At 50.6% G+C, this 17,472-nt stretch carries 16 protein-coding genes; 3 read left to right on the top strand and 13 right to left on the bottom strand.

Annotated features, from left to right (window positions below):
- Positions 1 to 81: 81 nt before the first annotated feature.
- The 5 genes from AC53GJ_RS18840 to AC53GJ_RS18820 form a co-directional block, all read right to left on the bottom strand.
- On the bottom strand, positions 82 to 390 hold the full coding sequence (locus AC53GJ_RS18840; protein WP_496729934.1) for a hypothetical protein: 309 nt from the start codon (positions 388 to 390) through the stop codon (positions 82 to 84).
- Positions 391 to 587: 197 nt separating this feature from the next.
- On the bottom strand, positions 588 to 776 hold the full coding sequence (locus AC53GJ_RS18835) for a hypothetical protein (protein WP_496729933.1): 189 nt from the start codon (positions 774 to 776) through the stop codon (positions 588 to 590).
- A gap of 2 nt (positions 777 to 778) precedes the next feature.
- Positions 779 to 1,810 carry a cytochrome d ubiquinol oxidase subunit II gene (gene cydB, locus AC53GJ_RS18830; RefSeq protein ID WP_496729932.1) on the bottom strand — a complete coding sequence of 344 codons (1,032 nt, stop codon included), beginning with the start codon at positions 1,808 to 1,810 and terminating at the stop codon, positions 779 to 781.
- A gap of 2 nt (positions 1,811 to 1,812) precedes the next feature.
- The gene (locus AC53GJ_RS18825; RefSeq protein WP_496729931.1) at positions 1,813 to 3,243 is read right to left on the bottom strand and encodes a cytochrome ubiquinol oxidase subunit I; all 1,431 of its coding nucleotides are present in this window, start codon (positions 3,241 to 3,243) and stop codon (positions 1,813 to 1,815) included.
- Position 3,244: 1 nt separating this feature from the next.
- On the bottom strand, positions 3,245 to 3,430 hold the full coding sequence (locus AC53GJ_RS18820; RefSeq protein WP_496729930.1) for a hypothetical protein: 186 nt from the start codon (positions 3,428 to 3,430) through the stop codon (positions 3,245 to 3,247).
- Between the two features lie 189 nt (positions 3,431 to 3,619).
- On the opposite strand from AC53GJ_RS18820, the gene AC53GJ_RS18815 reads away from it, so the two are divergent.
- Positions 3,620 to 5,527, top strand: coding sequence for an ATP-binding protein (locus AC53GJ_RS18815; RefSeq protein ID WP_496729929.1), 1,908 nt, complete (start codon positions 3,620 to 3,622; stop codon positions 5,525 to 5,527).
- Complete coding sequence (locus tag AC53GJ_RS18810) at positions 5,524 to 6,921, top strand: sigma-54-dependent transcriptional regulator (RefSeq protein WP_496729928.1); 1,398 nt, start codon at positions 5,524 to 5,526, stop codon at positions 6,919 to 6,921. The genes AC53GJ_RS18815 and AC53GJ_RS18810 overlap by 4 nt, the downstream gene beginning before the upstream one ends.
- Positions 6,922 to 7,209: 288 nt before the next feature.
- Here the strand turns inward: AC53GJ_RS18810 and AC53GJ_RS18805 are convergent, their stop codons facing one another.
- The 5 genes from AC53GJ_RS18805 to AC53GJ_RS18785 all read right to left on the bottom strand — a co-directional run bounded on the left by AC53GJ_RS18805 (position 7,210) and on the right by AC53GJ_RS18785 (position 14,680).
- On the bottom strand, positions 7,210 to 7,803 hold the full coding sequence (locus AC53GJ_RS18805; protein ID WP_496729927.1) for a YkgJ family cysteine cluster protein: 594 nt from the start codon (positions 7,801 to 7,803) through the stop codon (positions 7,210 to 7,212).
- 117 nt (positions 7,804 to 7,920) lie between these two features.
- Entirely contained in the window at positions 7,921 to 10,785 is a 2,865-nt protein-coding gene (locus tag AC53GJ_RS18800) for an EAL domain-containing protein (protein ID WP_496729926.1), read from the bottom strand.
- A gap of 23 nt (positions 10,786 to 10,808) precedes the next feature.
- Entirely contained in the window at positions 10,809 to 11,150 is a 342-nt protein-coding gene (locus tag AC53GJ_RS18795; protein ID WP_496729925.1) for a DUF3630 family protein, read from the bottom strand.
- 41 nt (positions 11,151 to 11,191) lie between these two features.
- Positions 11,192 to 13,009, bottom strand: coding sequence for a DNA helicase RecQ (gene recQ, locus AC53GJ_RS18790; protein WP_496729924.1), 1,818 nt, complete (start codon positions 13,007 to 13,009; stop codon positions 11,192 to 11,194).
- Between the two features lie 87 nt (positions 13,010 to 13,096).
- Complete coding sequence (locus tag AC53GJ_RS18785; protein ID WP_496729923.1) at positions 13,097 to 14,680, bottom strand: methyl-accepting chemotaxis protein; 1,584 nt, start codon at positions 14,678 to 14,680, stop codon at positions 13,097 to 13,099.
- 167 nt (positions 14,681 to 14,847) lie between these two features.
- On the opposite strand from AC53GJ_RS18785, the gene AC53GJ_RS18780 reads away from it, so the two are divergent.
- Complete coding sequence (locus AC53GJ_RS18780) at positions 14,848 to 15,903, top strand: hypothetical protein (RefSeq protein ID WP_496729922.1); 1,056 nt, start codon at positions 14,848 to 14,850, stop codon at positions 15,901 to 15,903.
- Between the two features lie 12 nt (positions 15,904 to 15,915).
- Here AC53GJ_RS18780 and AC53GJ_RS18775 read toward each other — a convergent pair whose 3' ends face one another.
- The 3 genes from AC53GJ_RS18775 to AC53GJ_RS18765 all read right to left on the bottom strand — a co-directional run bounded on the left by AC53GJ_RS18775 (position 15,916) and on the right by AC53GJ_RS18765 (position 17,465).
- Positions 15,916 to 16,041 (bottom strand): hypothetical protein, encoded by a 126-nt coding sequence (locus AC53GJ_RS18775; protein WP_496729921.1) that lies wholly within the window; start codon positions 16,039 to 16,041, stop codon positions 15,916 to 15,918.
- A gap of 234 nt (positions 16,042 to 16,275) precedes the next feature.
- Positions 16,276 to 16,863 (bottom strand): division/outer membrane stress-associated lipid-binding lipoprotein, encoded by a 588-nt coding sequence (gene dolP / locus AC53GJ_RS18770; protein WP_496729920.1) that lies wholly within the window; start codon positions 16,861 to 16,863, stop codon positions 16,276 to 16,278.
- A 14-nt stretch (positions 16,864 to 16,877) separates the two neighbouring features.
- Complete coding sequence (locus AC53GJ_RS18765) at positions 16,878 to 17,465, bottom strand: SIS domain-containing protein (protein ID WP_496729919.1); 588 nt, start codon at positions 17,463 to 17,465, stop codon at positions 16,878 to 16,880.
- Between the last annotated feature and the right edge of the window lie 7 nt (positions 17,466 to 17,472).

The raw sequence follows: 17,472 nt of genomic DNA, 5'->3' as shown, positions 1-17,472 counted from the left end.
CATCAAAGCGCCATTGAATTCAGCTTTAAACCGGGCCGAAGGCCCAACATAGGTCAGATTGAATTTAAATTGCAGGGTAACTTATGACAGTGGTGGGGCTCGTGCCTGATGAATGGCAGTAAGGGTGGTATAGTGACTGACAGGTTCAACCACAACAACTGCTGCAGCAACAGTGGTCGGAATGCGCAGTTGAGCCAGATAAACCGGCGTATCGTCTAAGCTTTGATTTTTTTCAGTACAGGTAGCTTCATGACTGAAAGCGATGAGCGCTTTCTGGCTGAAAGCACCTGAATGCAGGACATCAACTTTACTGGCAACCACAGCTTTGACTGGCGAAGCCATCAAAACGCTGAGGTAAATCAACAGTGTGACAAAGTTAAACCAACGCATTTATGCAATCCTGAAAAGGCGGTACAGCACAGCCATGGACAGACTATAGCAGTGGCCCTTTTCAAAATGCAAGTACAGTATCGAATAAAAAATGCGCTGAAAGTCAAGCTGCCTTGACAGCGAAAGCCTGATCCAGCGCAAAGTAACTGAAATAGTCAGGCTGGTTTTTTCTGTATCTAACCAGCCTGATATTTGATTTATAAGGTTTTAATCAGCATCTTCAGCAAAAAAACCAGTAATAACAAACTACTGAAGCCAAGCAGATAGAGCAGCACAAACCATTGCCAGGGTTGCAGCTGTTGCTGGTGGCTGGCACTGAATTTGCGATAGATGCCATTCAACCCGGTGCTCCGTTTTTTGGCTGATATTGGTGTTTGCTTGCTCATGGTCAATAGCCTTGTTCAAAGTCTTCTACTTTACCGGCAAAAATGCGGTAACCCCATAAGGTATAAGCCAGGATTAATGGCACAAAAATCAGCACCCCTGGCAACATAAACCACAAACTGGCTGCGGGGGCGACCGCGCTTTGGTAACTTAGTTGCCCTGGCAATAAATCCGGGAACAGGCTGACCACCAGACCGGCAAAAGCCAATACAAACAAGCTGACGGCTAACCAGAACGGCCGGTCTTCATGTTTTTCTATGACCCTAATAGCCTGATGGTGACTTTTGCGGACCCTGCCAAGATCGCGATATAACAGCCGCGCTGCGACTATCGCTAATAATGGCAGAGGTAACAGCGCCAATGCGTGCCAGCCGCCGAGCCAGCGCTGCATAATTTGTTCGCTTTGCAGCAGTGTCAGCAGACTGACCAGAGCCATGGCCGCCATCACCAGCCACACCAGGGTTCGGCCGCGCTGCGCCGCTTTATGCTGAATAGCGCCGCGGCTTTTCATCACCAGATAAGTACAACCGAGCAAGGCATAACCGGCCGGAACCGCCAGCGCAGTAAAGAGACTAAAAGGCGTGAACAGCGCCAGACTGTTACCTGCCACCGCATCGGCCGGTAAGCCTTGCACCAGTGCACCCAACATCAGACCCTGACAACAGGCGGCCAAGGTCGAACCCAGTGAAAAAGCCCGGCTCCACCAAATTCTGGAGCTATGGGATTTAAAACGGTATTCAAAAGCGACGCCACGGAAAATCAAGCCAATCAGCATCAGCATGATGGGCAAATACAAACTGGACAGCAACAACGCATAGGCGGCGGGGAAGGCGCCAAATAAAATCACGCCACCAAATACCAGCCAGGTTTCGTTGCCATCCCAGACATGGGCGACTGAGCGCATCAGATGATCATGTTCTGCATCCGAAGCAAACCAGGGATATAAGATGCCAATACCCAAATCAAAGCCATCCAGCACCACATACATCAGAATGGCAAAACCAAGTAACAAGAAATAGAACAGACTGATATCCATGCTTAGGCTCCCTGACCATGGCTCTGACCGGGTTCGGCCAGCGCTTTGTTAAAAGACACTGCATACCCTGAAGCTTTCACGCCAATTTGCAGTTGTTGCAGCTCATCCAGTGCCGGCGGGCCTTTTTTAATCAGTTTACGGAAAAAATACAGATAGACCCCAAACAGCAAACTGTAAGTGAGCACAAACAAACTCAGGGACAGCATCACCCGTTCTGCCGGTAGGGGGGACACCACATCCATGGTTCTGACCAATCCTTGCACCAGCCAGGGCTGGCGGCCGACTTCTACCACGTACCAGCCAGCCAGCACCGCGATCACGCCACTGGGCGCCAGCAAACTACAAATCCGCAAAAACCAGCGACTTTGATACAAAGTGCCGCGCCAGCGCAGCAATAAACCCAGCATAGCAACGCCGATCATTAGCATGCCCAAGCCGACCATCACCCGGAACGAGAAAAACACCAGCGGCACATTAGGCCTGTCGCTGGCCGGAACTGATTTCAGACCGGTTAAAGCTCCATCCCATTGATGGGTCAGGATCAAGCTGGCCAGTCCAGGTACCGCCACTTCAAAATGGTTTTTTTCGGCTTTTTGATCAGGCCAGGCGAATAATAACAAGGGCACATTGCTTTCACGCGCTGGCCAAATCCCTTCCATCGCGGCCAGTTTGATCGGCTGATGCTCTTTTACATTCAAGCCGTGAAAATCGCCAACGACTGCCTGCAGTGGGGCCAGCACCAGCGCCAGCCACAGCGTCAGTGACAAACCTTTGCGGGCAAAAGCCTGATGTTGTTGCTTCAGCAGATACCAGGCCGAAGTCGCCATCACGACAAAAGTGGCCGTCAGTAAGGTGGCCAGCAGCATATGGGATAGCCGGTACGGCATGGATGGATTAAATATCACTTCAAACCAACTGACCACTTCAAATTTACCATCCACGATGCGATGGCCGGTTGGCGTTTGCATCCAGCTGTTAGCGGCGATAATCCAAAACGCTGAGATCCAGGTGCCAACAGCCACAGTACAGGTGGCAAAATAGTGCAATTTAGCGCTGACGCGTTGCCAGCCAAATAACATGACCCCAAGAAAACCAGCTTCCAGGAAAAAGGCGGTTAACACTTCATAGGCCATCAATGGTCCCAGCACAGCGCCGGTGATTTCAGAAAATTTGGAGAAGTTGGTACCAAATTCATAAGACAACACAATGCCCGAAACCACCCCCATGCCAAAAGTGATAGCAAAAGGTTTAATCCAGAATTTGGCCAGTTGCAGATAGACCGGATTCCCTGTTCTGAGCCACAGGCCTTCCCACAAAGCGATCAGGGTGGCCAGACCTATGGTAATAGACGGAAAAATAATGTGAAAACTGACGGTGAAAGCAAATTGGATCCTTGATAACACCGCCGAAAGCTGCGCACTGTCCAGTTCCATCTTAACGACCTCCGCCTGGCTGGCGGACAGCCGCCGGCTGGTTATTGCCGAGCTCTGTGGCAGTTGAAATAGTGCCAGCTTCGTAGCCTGCACTACGGCTGAAGCGGGCTGCCAGGCCGGGGATTAATAACAGGCTACATAACAAAGCACCACAGGCGAATTCGAGTAATAACAACGACATATTCATCTGACACTCCACAACACAAAAGATACAACTCAACAGTTGATTGCCAGAATCAGGCCAGTTTGATAATTTTTTGCATTTGTTTGATCTGTATCAATTTTTTCTTTGACTCTTGCCAGAGCTGTGAACTTGCTTTACGCTCTCGCCGCAATAGAGTGTCAACCTCATTGACACTGTGACGGAGTATCCCTGATGAGTCTGGCGTTAGTTTTTGAATGGATCCTGGTGCTGACGGCATTTTGCGCTAATACCACCGCGATCTGGTTATGGTGGCATGCCAGATTCAGACCCTTGCTGACAGCGCTGGCTGGTTTTTGCCTGATGCTGGCGTTATGGAGTTTTGGCCATCTGGCACTGTTGCATCAGTTCCCGTTACTTGGCAAAGCATTCATTTTAGCCAACCCGCTGATGCCGACATTTTATCTGCAATTTGCCCTGCATTTTGTAGTTGATCAACGAAGTTCCTTGTTATTGCAACGGCTGAAAAACGCCGTACCCTGGTTGTTTCTGACCAGTATTTTGGTGGTACTGCTCAGTTGGGGAACTTCGTCAGCAACAGTGCAGCCTGCCGCCCAATTACCGCAGTTTTTCCTGTTTCAGCGCTTTGGTTGGGTCAATCTGGCTTACACTGTGGCGCTTGGCGTACTGGCGCACTGGGTGTTGTGGTGCGGCTGGCGGCAACATCAGGGCAATAAACGCCGTTCTATCGCGGCTATCAGCATGACGGCAGCGCTGGGGTTGTTACTGGCCAGCAGCTTTGTATTTCCTTCCATCGGGCTGGATTGGTATCCCTATCCGATGCTACTGCTGCCCGGTTATCTGTTATTGCTGGTGTACAGTGTGGTGCGTTACCAGATGCTGGCGGTGAATGCTTTTGCCAGCCGTGCACTGCTGATGCTGGTGATGGCCTTGTTATTGTTATTATTAATGGCGCTGATCAGCGTATTGTTTGGTCAATTTGGCATGCCGGCATTGGCAGCTGTGCCAGGCTGGCAATTATGGCTTTATTCCAGCTTATTGTTGCTGTTGGCGGCCGCCTGTTATCAACCAGCCAGTCGGCTGGCGGAGCGGTTGATTTATCCAGGAGTGCAACTGAATCAGCCGATGGTCAGTCAATGGCAACAACAATTGTCACAAGCCGCCGACTGGCAGCAATTGAGTCAACAAGCCTTGTGCTTATTGCAGCAACCTTTGCAGCAGTCACTGTGGATTGAAATCAGCTCGCAGGGGCAATTGTTGGCCAAAGCTGGCAGTCCTCAGGCGCAGGTACAATTGCGCTGTCAGTTTGTAGCTCCGGATTGGCAGTTGCAATTGCAAGGACAAGAAGAATTAACACCTTCAATGCGGTTAACTTCTGAAGTATTTGGCTCCTTATTGCAAAGCAGTTGTGCCAGTCTGCAACGGGCCTTAGCACTGGCGGCGGCTGAGAAGCAGCGCCTCAGTCAGCAACATCTGGTGGAACTGGGGGCGCTGGCGGCAGCGATGGCGCATGAACTGCGTAACCCATTAAATATTATTTCGATGGCATCGGCCGGGGTCGATGCCGAATTACGCGGTCATATTCAAAGTCAGCTGAAACGGGCGGATCGGCTGATCGCCGATATGCTGGTGTATGCCGGCAAGTTACAGATCCAGCCGCAACCCTTACTGCTACAGACGCAGTTGCAAAGTTTATTGCCGCAGTTTGACTGGCAACAGGTGAAAGTCAGCTTGCAACTGTCGCCTGAGTTAAGTTGTGCCGCCGATCCTCACCGCTTGCAGCAGGTGCTGATCAATTTACTGGATAACGCCCTGGCATTTTTACGCAATCAGCCGGATGGCGAGTTGTTGATTGAAGCAAGGTCGCAGCTGGATGGCGGCCGTGCCGGTGTGTTGATCCGTTTACATAACAATGGCCCGGCGCTGGATGCCAGTTTGCTGGATACTTTGTTCCGGCCTTTTGTCAGTAAAAGAGCCGGCGGCAGCGGACTGGGGCTGGCAATAGTCCAACGTATTATCAGTGCCCATCAGGGTTGGATCTGCCATCGCAGCGATTTGGGTTGGCCTGTTAGTTTTGAAATTTGGTTGCCGGCACAAGCGACGGCAGGAGTGGTTGGATGACGCTGGAACGTTTTGATATCGCAAAAATTTTACTGGTGGATGATGAGCCAGCTTACCGGCTGCTGGCCGAACGTTTTTTAACGGCGCAGGGTTATCAGGTCAGCTCTGCCGCCGATTTAACCCAGGCCCGGCAACTGCTGGCGCAACAGCCTTTTGATTTGATGCTGCTGGATTTGTCATTACCGCCTGCCTTTGAACCCAGTGCCACGCTGGCGGCGCTGCCAGAATTTGCGGCTCAGCCGGTGATTATTCTGACCGGCCATGCCGAGCGCGAACTGGCGTTACAAGCGATTGCCGCCGGTGCCTGGGATTTTATTGCCAAACCTGTCGATCCCGATTTATTAGCGGTGGTGGTGAAAAGGGCGATTAGTAAACATCAACTGGAACTCGAACTTAATCAACTGAAACAGCGCACCCAACAACAATCCGCAGTGCAGGGACTGATTGGGGTGTCGCGGCAAATGGAAAATATCCGCACCTTAGTGCAGCGCATCGCGCCAACTGAAGTCCGGGTGCTGGTGACCGGTCCTTCAGGTACAGGGAAAGAAGTGATTTCTCGTGCCTTACATCAGTTAAGTTTGCGCGCGAAAGGGCCATTTATTTCGGTACATTGCGGCGCTATTCCAGCTGAGTTGCTGGAGAGCGAGTTGTTTGGTTATGTCAAAGGTGCGTTTACCGGTGCCGACCGGGACCGGCAGGGTTTGCTCAGTATGGCCAATGGCGGCACTTTGTTTTTAGATGAAATCGGTGAGATGCCACTGCCGATGCAGGTCAAAATGCTGCGCGTGCTGCAGGAAGGCACTTTTTATCCGGTCGGTGGACGCGAACAAAAACGTATTGATGTGCGGTTGGTTGCTGCAACCAATGCAGTGCTCCCTGAGCTGGTCAAGCAAGGCAAGTTTCGGGAAGATTTATATTACCGGATTAAAGGTATCACGCTGGAAACGCCGGCACTGGATGAGCGCCGGGAGGATATCCCGCTGTTATTACAGCATTTTTTGCAGAAATTGCCGCAAAAGCCCCAGTTAACGGCGCAGGCGATGCAGTGGTTTTTACAACGGTCATGGCCTGGCAATGTACGGGAGTTGAAAAACACCCTGGAAAGTGTGGTCGCCATCGCCCAGCAAGGTCAGGTCACGCTGGCAGATATTCAGCTGTTGCACCTGGATGAAGGGGGGGCTGCTGAGGATGCACCGCTCGCGATGATGGCGCCTGTGCTTGGCTTTTCTTTGGATGAACAGGTGAAATCATTGGAAATCAGCCTACTGATCAATGCATTGGAACAACACCATGGCAATCGCAGTCAGGCAGCTAAAGCGCTGGGCTTGTCCAGACAAGGTTTGCTGAAAAAAATTGAGCGTTATGGCTTGCTGCAGACTGGTTATAGTGATTAGTGTGCGCTGTGAATGCAGCCGCTGCCGAAAGATTTAATTGTATACAAGTGTTGGACGCCAGCGTTGGACGCCAAGCGTTCGGGCTGTCCGACGGCTGTGGACGTCATCTTTGTTCATCGCAGGCGGTGGACTGCCCTGCGACAATGCCGCAGGTCGTGGTGAGTCCGACCGAACATTCCAAGCTATTGAATTTGCTTCCTTTCATAGAGCATCGGACGTCAGCGGTTACCGATTTTTTTGATATAAATGCTGCCAGACCCGGCACGGGCTCCCGACAGCAGCATGGACTCATTCGGCGTCAGCAATACCAGCGTAATACTGTTCAAACAGCACTTTTTCCAGTGCCTGGCGCATGGCTTCGTTGATGGGGTAGTTGATCCCCCCTAGTTCGTAGTCAATTTGGCGGATTTGTTCTTTACCGTTGCGGATCATCGGCGGTGGGTCGGATTCCAGTGCAATCAGGGTATCGGCATAAGCGATCGGATGGTCGGCTTTGATATTTTTGCACACCGACAGCTGCACTTCGCCTTCGCGGCCGTTATAACCGGCGGCACCGAATAGACGGCAGATGCCAGGGCGCTTATGGTACACACTACATTGGCCCATTTTGCCGTCAGCAGAATGGCGCTGATAGAAAAAGCAGCCATCTTGCTGCTGTTCAGCCAAAGCGTCCAGCGTGCGTTCTGCCTCATTTTGCTCGATTAAACTATAAGCCAGCGGTAACATTTCCAGCACTGTGGCTTCAATACCCGGATGCAGGCAACATTCACCACAGCCGCTGCGACAAAACAAACCGCGATCCCGCTGGTACTGGGCATAACTTTGACCGATGTCGGCAAACACCGTTTCGACCTGCAAAGATAACTGTTTCAGACGCTGCATAACTGACTACCTCAAATGGGGCGTGTATTGTACTGAGTTGTGATTGTCAGCAGCAAGCCCCCGCGCTAAAGAAGCTGGCAACGCGTCCGGGCACAGCGGCCAGGCTTTGCCTGCAGCTCAGAGCAAGTCGCTCAATGGCTTGGGTTTGGCAATGCCATAACCTTGCGCATAGTCGACGCCCATTTTGCGTAGTTCCAATAAAATCTCTGTACTTTCAACGTATTCTGCTACTGTCTTAATGCCAAGCGCCGCAGCCACATCGTGAATGGAATTGACGATAGCGCGGTCAAATTTATCGGTCAGCAGATCACGGACAAAATTGCCGTCAATTTTTATAAAATCAACCGGGAAATTTTTCAGGTAACCATAAGAAGAAAAGCCACTGCCAAAATCGTCCAGCGCAAAATGACAGCCCAGGCCACGGAAATGATGGATAAAGTCCAGCGTATTTTGCAGATTGAGGATTGCCATACTTTCGGTGATTTCAAAACAAATATGCCGCGCCGGAATTTGGTATTCCTCAAATAAAGCCAGCACGTCAGATTTAAATTGTGGATCCACCAGCGAAGCGCCGGATAAATTGATATTACAGTGCCCCAGCAGTGTTAAATGTTGCGGATGTTGCGCCAGCCAGCGGAAATAATTGCGGATCACCCAGCGGTCAATATGCGGCATTAAGCCATAACGCTCAGCCGAGGTTAAAAAACTACCAGGTGCAATGACCAGATTATCTTCGCCCCTGAGCCTGAGCAGCAACTCGTAATTCAGCACAGTATCACGTTCAGTGACCGCCTGGATCGGCTGCATATACAACATAAAGCTGTCATGCAATAACGCTTTTTGCAGGATTTGCACCCATTGGATCTCGGCTTGTTGTTTTTGTAATTCCTGATCATCCGGGTGGAACTGATGGATACGGTTACGGCCTTTTTCCTTGGCGACAAAACAAGCGGAGTCGGCTTTTTTGATACTTTGTTCGCCTGACAAATCCTGTCGGCTGATTTCGTTCATGCCAATACTAACGCTGATACTGAATAAACTGTCCTGCCAGAAAAAACGGAATTCTTTCACCACATCCAGCAGACTGTAGGCGATGCTAAAAGCTTGTTGTGCATTTTTACCCGGCAATAACACGGCAAATTCATCCCCTCCGAGCCGGGCCAACTGGCCATTTTGTCCAAGCGCCCGTTTCAGTTGCTCGCTGATTTGTTTCAGTAACGCATCGCCGGCACTATGATTACAGGTGCTGTTCACCAGCTTAAACTGATCAATATCGATATATAAAATAGTGCTGCTGGCCTGTTCTAACTGACATCTGTGCCAGGCTTGCTGGGTCAGTTGGACAAAATGGTGACGGTTATACAAGCCAGTTAACGGATCATGGGAGGCCAGATAAGCCAGCTGTTCATGGTTGATTTTCTGTTCGGTAATATCAATGACAGAACCATGAATAAAAGCTTCACCGCTGCTGTCCCTGGCCAGTCGGGCTGACATCAGTGCCCAGAACGGGGTACCATCTGCTTTCAGTGCTCTGAGTTCAAAACTTTGATTATTGGCATGTTGCAGTTGCCGCACCAGGTGGGTCCGATCGTCCGGATTGGCATAATATTTTGCCATGCCATAATGCCGCACATCCATTTCCATTTGCGACGCATCCTGATAACCCAGGATCTGCAACAGTGATTGATTCGCTGCAATTAACTGTCCACTGAGGGTGGTGGTAAACATGCCTTCAACCGCATTATGGTAGATATCGTAATATTGTTGCAGTGATTGCAGTGCCTGCTGATTGGCTTGCATGCTTTGTTCATTGATCTGCTGAATACGCCGGGCCAGGCTAAAACTCATCAGTGCCATACTGCCGATGATAGAGGCCAGCAACAGGTACTGCCAAAGCCGCTCATTGGCCAGATAGCCAAATTGAGTCAGCACCAGTACCAGACAAGCGGTAAAAAATAACAACCAGCTTAAGGCAAAAGTTCGGGCTCTGGGTTGGCCGCTCAAAGCATATAGCGCCACACGGACTAAGTTGCTGAGCATCACCAGTGCCAGTACTGCCAGTAATAATTTAAGTTGTAATTGCTGCCCGCTGTACAGTGGGCTGAATAACAACAAACCTGCTGCTGCCAGCTGTAGCCACAACCAGCCTGGCTTGGCATCTTCGCCTAGCATCTTTTGGCTGGCCAGACTGAGAAAGGCCAGCATGGCACCGACCGCGACATAAAAAATTGCCGGATTGGTTTCCGGATGTTCTGGCCATAACAGCGCAAAAGCGGCGCCGTTCAGAATAGCGGTCACCAGCGCAAAGCTGGCAAAAAAGCCGGCAAAATACAGGTAAACGCTTTCTTTAATATTGAAATGCAACAATAAGTTGTAGGCAGCCATCAACAGCAGGATCCCAAGCAGCACACCGTCAAATACATTGCTGGTCAGTTGCTGCTGATAATACAGGCTGGTTTGATTGAGGCTGACGCCAGTTTGTACCAGTGCTTTATCCTGCACTTTAAGCAGAATATCCATTTCCTGATCCGGTTTAAACTGCAGTGCGACCGCATAACTGCGGCTCTGGATCTGGCGTTCGCTAAAAGGAAAATGACTGCCACTGCGGTTGAGTTTACGGACTTCATGCGTTTGCCGGTCATAACTGTAAAATTCGACCAGGTCCGCCGCTGGAAAATTGTAATCCAGGATCAACTCAATATTGTTAATACCGCGGTAATGTAACCGGCTGAATAACCAGACGGTCTGTTGGCCGGGCAGGAATACCTGATTAGGTTTGGTGACGACGCGAAATGCATGGTGGCGCTCTGGTTCAAACACCATGGCATCGACACTGACATCACGTGGTGTGATTTGATAATACAAATGCGGGAATAAGGCTTTTTGTTGCAGTTTGTCATCAAAACTGAACACATCGGCGTGAAAGGCCTGTACTGACAGCGACCAAAAACCACAGCACAGCAATAAAAACCTGAACCACACCACCGGTACCTCCCTGAATAACATCACCTGCAGTGTTGATCTTTGCTGGGTTGTTGCTGCAGACAACTGGCCAGTTCTGACAGTAGCATAACTGCTGAGCTGGTGTCAGCTTCTACCCAGAAACTCTCAGTGTAGTGTTCAAATTGCAACATAAAAGGTTGGTCAGCAAAGCAAAATCGCCATTGCAACCAGTCGGTTCCCTGCGCCGTTTGCAGCTGACTCAGCGCGGAAAAACTGCCAAGCCAGGCACTGACCAGCGGCAATAACTGTTGCTGATCCGGTAATACCGGGTACAGATCTTGGTCTGGCAGCAGCCACAATTGTGTCAGTTGTGACTGCTGTCGGAGTTCGACTGAAAATTGCATGCTCTGCTGTCCTTGGTTGCAGGCAGATGGGGGCTGTAGCATCAGGCTGATTGATCCAGATATTCAGCAATTAAATCCAGGAAATCATCACCATAACGGCTTAACTTGGTCTGACCGACGCCACTGATCGCCAGGAATTCAGTGTGGCTTTGCGGCAGTTGTTGCGACATTGCAATCAGGCTGGCGTCACTGAACACCACAAAAGGCGCGACATCACTTTGTTCGGCAATTTGTTTGCGTAAGGCGCGCAGTTTGCTAAACAGTACCCGATCATAATCCTGTTTTTGCAGTTGTTTGCTTTCTTTCGGGCTGGATTTGCTCTGGCCTTTGCTGGAGGTGAGTCTTGGCACGGCCAGTTGCAGCGCTTGTTCACCTCTGAGCACTGGGCGGGCCGCTGGCAGTAGTTTCAACACCGAGTGCGCGGTAATATCCTGTTGTAATAAGCCATGATGGATCAGTTGCCGCAGGATCGACAACCAATAGTCATGACTTTGTTCTTTGCCGATGCCATAAGTGGACAGTTTATCCTGACCCAGTTCCAGAATGCGCTGATTCTGGCTGCCACGCAGCACATCAATCACATGATGCATGCCAAAATTCTGACCGACCCGGTAGACGCAGGATAAGGCTTTTTGTGCCAGTACAGTGCCGTCAAAGCGGGTAGGCGGATCCAGGCAGATATCACAGTTGCCACAGGCTTCCTGGCTGGCTTCGCCAAAATAATTCAGCAACACCAGCCGGCGGCAGGTTTGGGCTTGGGCAAAAGCCGCCATCGCATTAAACCTTTGTAACGTCACTTCTGTTCTGGCTTGATTTTCTTCAGTTTGGATCCAATTGCGCATCCGACCGATATCTGCCGGATCAACCAGCATCACAGCTTCGGCGGCAACGCCATCCCGGCCAGCACGACCGGTTTCCTGATAATAAGCTTCAATGGTGCGGGGCAGGTCAAAATGCACCACAAAACGGATATTGGGTTTATTGACACCCATGCCGAAAGCGACTGTGGCAACAATCAGTTGCAGATGATCGCGTTTAAAAGCATCCTGCACCTGACTGCGCGCTTCATTCGTCAGACCGGCATGATAGGCGCCGACGGCAAAACCTTTGTTCTTTAGTTGGCCATAGAGTTCATCGACTTTTTTACGGGATGAACAATAGACAATACCACTTTGATTTTCCTGTTGTTTCAGCAACGCCACCAATTGTTCAAACGGGCGGAACTTTTCCTGCACTGTATAACGAATATTCGGCCGGTCAAAACTACTGATGCTGGTCAGCGGATTGACCAGTCGCAACTGCTGGCGGATATCCTGCTGGGTGGCCGGATCGGCAGTGGCAGTCAGTGCCATCAGCGGGACCTGCGGGAAATGTTGTTTTAGTTGGGCGAGCGCGATGTAATCCGGCCGGAAATCATGCCCCCATTGCGACACGCAGTGGGCTTCATCGATGGCAAATAAACTGACGCCGACTTCGCTGAGCCGACTTAAAAATTGCGGTTGTAACAAACGTTCCGGCGCCACGTACAATAACTTGATTTGCTGCTGACGTAATTTGCGAAAGACCTCCAGCACCTGCTCACGGCTCAGGCTGCTATTGATAAAATCAGCGGCTATTCCCATCGCCTGCAAACCATCGACCTGATCTTTCATCAGTGACATCAAGGGCGACACCACCACTGTGACATAAGGCAGCAGCAGGGCAGGTAACTGATAACAAATCGACTTGCCACCACCGGTTGGCATCAGTACAAAACTGTCCTGCCCCTGCAGCGCTGCAGTGATGACTTCAGCTTGGCCAGCGCGGAATTCGCTGTAGCCAAAGTACTGTTTTAACGTACTGGGTAAAAGATCGATCAAAGGATATCCGCACCGGTCAAAAGCAAAGCCGCATTGTAATCAAATCCGTACTGGCTGTCTTTAGTCAGAGCGGTCCGCGAACAGAACTCAGGTCCTGAATTGCACCAACTGAGTACTGACTGTGCTGACATGATGCTGCAACTGTTGCAGGCTTTGCATCGCATTGCTGCCCTGACGGTTGGTTTCTTCACCGTGCAGCCGGATTTGGTTCATGCTGTGACTGACATCGGTAATGGCTTGTCCTTGTTCAGTGGAAGCGTGTTCGACCTGGTCATTCAGGGTATGCATCTGAGCAATCTGAGCACTGGTCCGCGCCATCATGTCCAGTGCCACCTGAGCTTTGGTAGTGACCTGATTACTTTCCTGATGCACTTGTTCCATCAACTGGGCTGTTTGATGTAAACCAGAAACTAACTTACTGATATTCTGTTCTATTTCTACGGTGGATGCCTGAGTTCTGGAAGCCAGACTACGTACTTCGTCCGCCACCACGGCAAAACCGCGGCCGGATTCGCCGGCTCTGGCCGCTTCGATGGCGGCATTTAATGCCAGCAGGTTAGTTTGTTCGGCGATACTGCGAATAATTTCCAGCATTTTGGTAATGCCCTGACTGTCCTGCTGGACTGTAGTGAGCTGGCTGTTAGCATCCGCGACTCTATGATGCACTCTGCTGATGGCTTGTTCCGCTTCTTTCACGGCCAGCACGCCTTGCTGCATGGCCTGTTCAGACTCTTTGGCATTGTGATTGGCTGACGCCGCATGCTCGGCCAACTGTGCCAGCACATAGGTCATTTCTTCAATTGCAGTGGCGACTACAGTGGTTTCTTTCTGCTGCACATCGCCACTTTGCACCACGCTGTCAATAGCCCGAAAAATATGACTGCTATTGTCAACCAAAGCCGTATTGCTGTGTTTAAGCTGCTGCATCAACTGCTGCAGATTGGCGACAAAGCTGTTAAATGATTGCGCTAACTGGCTGAATTCATTGTTCCGCTTCGGGTTAAGCCGGGAGGTTAAATCCCCTTTGCCTTGTGCCAGTTCCAGCAGATTCTGGTTGACCTCATCCAGCGGTTTCAAAATAGCGTGGCGGGCAAACCAGAATACTGCCAGGCAAATGACACAGCCAAACAGCATGCCAAGCATATTCATCCAGAACGACCAGTGCTCTAATTGTTGCCGTAGTGCAAACTGCTGCTCGACTGTGCTGTCACCTTCTTCTTCTAATTTGCTGAGAAAAGTGAGTAACTGCTGACTCAGCTGGCTAAATTGGCGTATCAGCGCCGGATCTGCCGGACTGTTGACAATGTCATTGCGGATCTGTTGAAACTGATTTTTCAGTTGCTCTAACTGGGATAGCGAAGCGCTCTGAATCAGTTTAGCTGCCATCATCCGACCCAGCGCCTCATCCGCCATCGCAATGCCCTGTTGTAATAATTGCTGATGTTCGGCGGCTTTGGCTGGTTCGTAATGCAGTGCATTGATGGCAATAACCTGTTGTTGCAGACCAATGGTGCCTTCCATAGCGCCATCCGCAGTGTCCCAGGCTGGGCCCGTGACAAAGTTCAGTAATTTGGTCAAGTCTGCACTGACTTTGACCGAGGTTCCGACCAGAAACAACACCAGTAAAAAAATGGCGGCCGCGATGGCATTGACGCTGTTCCTGATGGTCATAAACTCGATCCTTAAGGGAGATGTGCCTGAAAAGCTAGTTGAGATTGCCGCTGAGTTCAAGGTGTAGCGATAAATCTCTGTTGTGGTTTGAGCGACTTAGCGCCAGATTTGACAGCGTTCAACTGGCTTCCTATACCTATCAGACTTCTTCTTCAGGTCATGTTGCCATGCCCGAAACTACAGCGTTAAATTCTTTATCGGCTGCTGTCGCCATCGTGATGCCATTGATGGTGACGCCATTACAGGCACAACAAACCGAAGCAGCGGAAACATTTTCGCATAGCATCAATTGGCTCTCAGACCATAGTGTGCTGACTTCTGCCGCTGACAGGTCAACAGCTGAAGCTGATGAGCCAAGGCAGGCCCATCGGGTATTACTGACCTACGACTTTGGCTTCAGTGTGGATAGTCACTGGAGCCTCAATGGCAACCTGAAAATGGCACGCGGTGATAATGGCGAAACACTGACGCAAAACCTGCAGGGTATCTCTAATATTGACGCTGAACCTTTTAGTAAGCTGTACGAATTATATCTGCAATATCAGTTTAACCCGCAAACCCGACTGAAATGCGGTCAGGTCGATGCCAATCTGGAATTTGCTTTTGTGCCGGTCGCAGGCGGTTTTATTTCACCACCGCTCGGGATTACCCCCACCGCCATTGCACTGCCAACCTATTATGATCCCGCCATGTCCTGTAGTGTGTTTTACGAGCCTGAACAAGGCTGGCAATGGATGGGCGGCGTCTTTGCCGGTCGTGATCATTTAAATTTTGCCGAGCAGTTTTATCTGGCCGAAAGCCGCTATCTGACGGCGAACAGTCGCAGTACTGTGGGCTACTGGCGGCATAATGGCGATTGGGAACATTTAGCGGACGGCCAGATTAAAGCGATTTCGGGCTGGTATCTGAATTATCAGTATCAGCTATCGGCAGATTGGTCACTGCTGGCGGTTTGGTCTGGTTTACGGGACTATGTTGATGTCAGCCGGCAGCATCAGATGCTAGGGGCTGTGCGGCAGTTTGACCGAGATCAGTTGGGGCTGATGGCCAGTAAGGTGCTGGTACCGCAGCAGCAAGCTGAGTGGCTGGCTGAAATTTACTGGCAGCATCAGTGGCTGGAGCAAGTACAGTTGCAACCGGTGTTGCAGTGGGTCCGGCATAGTGAGCCGGACTGGGGCAATAATCTGGTGGTCAGTGTCCGGCTGAACTGGACCTGGTTTTAACTTGGTTGGCGGTTAAAACCATAATGGGATTGCTAAGTTCAGCCTGAACTCTGTGATTTGATCTAGCGAGGTTTTATCGGCGGCCAGTTCCAGCAGCCAGTCCTGATACTGATAACGCAAGCCAGGTAGCCGATGCATCGGATCCAGCCAGAATTGCCATTGTCCCTGTCGCCATTGCTGGGCAAAACCCAGTTGTTATTTTTATGCTGAAAATTGTCGCAGGGATACAAGCGGCGGTCTGAGTATTGCCAAGCAGTGGAGCAAATGCAATTGGTATTCAACACATTTTATGCGCTAAATCAAGGTGTTTCAGAAATGGGAAGGGCACTGGCAGTGACCGCAGCGGTCGCTGCCAGTGTGGGGAGACTGAGCTTAGTTGTAGTTGGTTTCAAAGGCTTTGATGACACGGGAAACGCCATTGACGTGGCGGGCAATTTCAACCGCTTTGTCAGCTTCGGTGCTGTTGACCAGCCCCATCAGAAAGACTTCACCACTCTCAGTCACCACTTTAATATTCAGTGCGCTGATTTGTTTATCGGCGATCAATAAACTTTTCACCCGGGTGGTGATCCAACTATCACGACTGCGGGTGGTAAAGGAAATCGGGTTGCCAATGCGGATTTGGTTTTGCACTTCCCGTACCCCCTGGATGGGTTGCACCAGTTGGCCGGCCAGTTCAATCCATTGTTGATCAGGTGCTTGCCCGGTTAATAGCAGTACACCATTGTAGCTATTGACATTGATATGGGCGCGTTCAGTCAAGGTCTTGTTTGCTTCCAGTGCCCGTTCGGCTTTGACAACAATACTGTTGTCGTCAATTTGCGAGCCCAGGGTGCGGCGATCGGAGGCTGAAGTAACGGCTTGAGCCCCACCAGCCACAACTGCAGCGGCACAGGCTTGTAATAACAACGTAAGACTGAGCACTGCAGCCAGTTTGATCACAGGTTTGATATCAGACATCGGATTCTCCTTGATTACAGATCGTCTTGTTGTGGAAATAACGTGCTGTCGATCAGTTCACAGACACAATGCAATAAAAATACATAACACTCAAATACTCTGGCGGCGCGGTGAGCCGGCACTCTGAGTTCAACATCGGTATTGCCCAGTAAGCCTGACAATTCGCCATTGTTGTCGACCGTCAAAGCGACCACTGTCATATCTTTGGTCAGCGCAGCTTCTACTGCTTTAATCAGGCTGGCTTCATCACCCGTCAGCGACAGCACCAGCAAAATATCACCGTCTTGTCCCAAGGCTCTGACCTGACGGGCTAAATGCTCCTGAGGTTGGGCATGGGCATTTTGCAGGCCCGATAATTCGGTTTGTAACGCCAATGCCGGCAGGCAAGGGCGTTCAGTTTCAAACTGATCCAGCAACAACTGGGAAAAATGACTGGCCAGCGCCTGCGCCGCGCCTTCGCCACAACACAACACTTTACGGTCATTGATCAGTGCATGGACTATGGTCAGGGCCGCGCTTTCAATAGGTGCTGCAAGCGCTTCGCCTGTTGCGATCATGGTCTGAATGTTTTCGGTAAACAGCTGCCGGATATGTTCTTGCATGCGCCAA

It is taken from the genome of Rheinheimera sp. B2H12, from assembly GCF_059620065.1.
The sequence above is the reverse complement of the archived record's forward strand: the minus strand, read 5'-3'. Positions and strand labels throughout refer to the sequence as shown.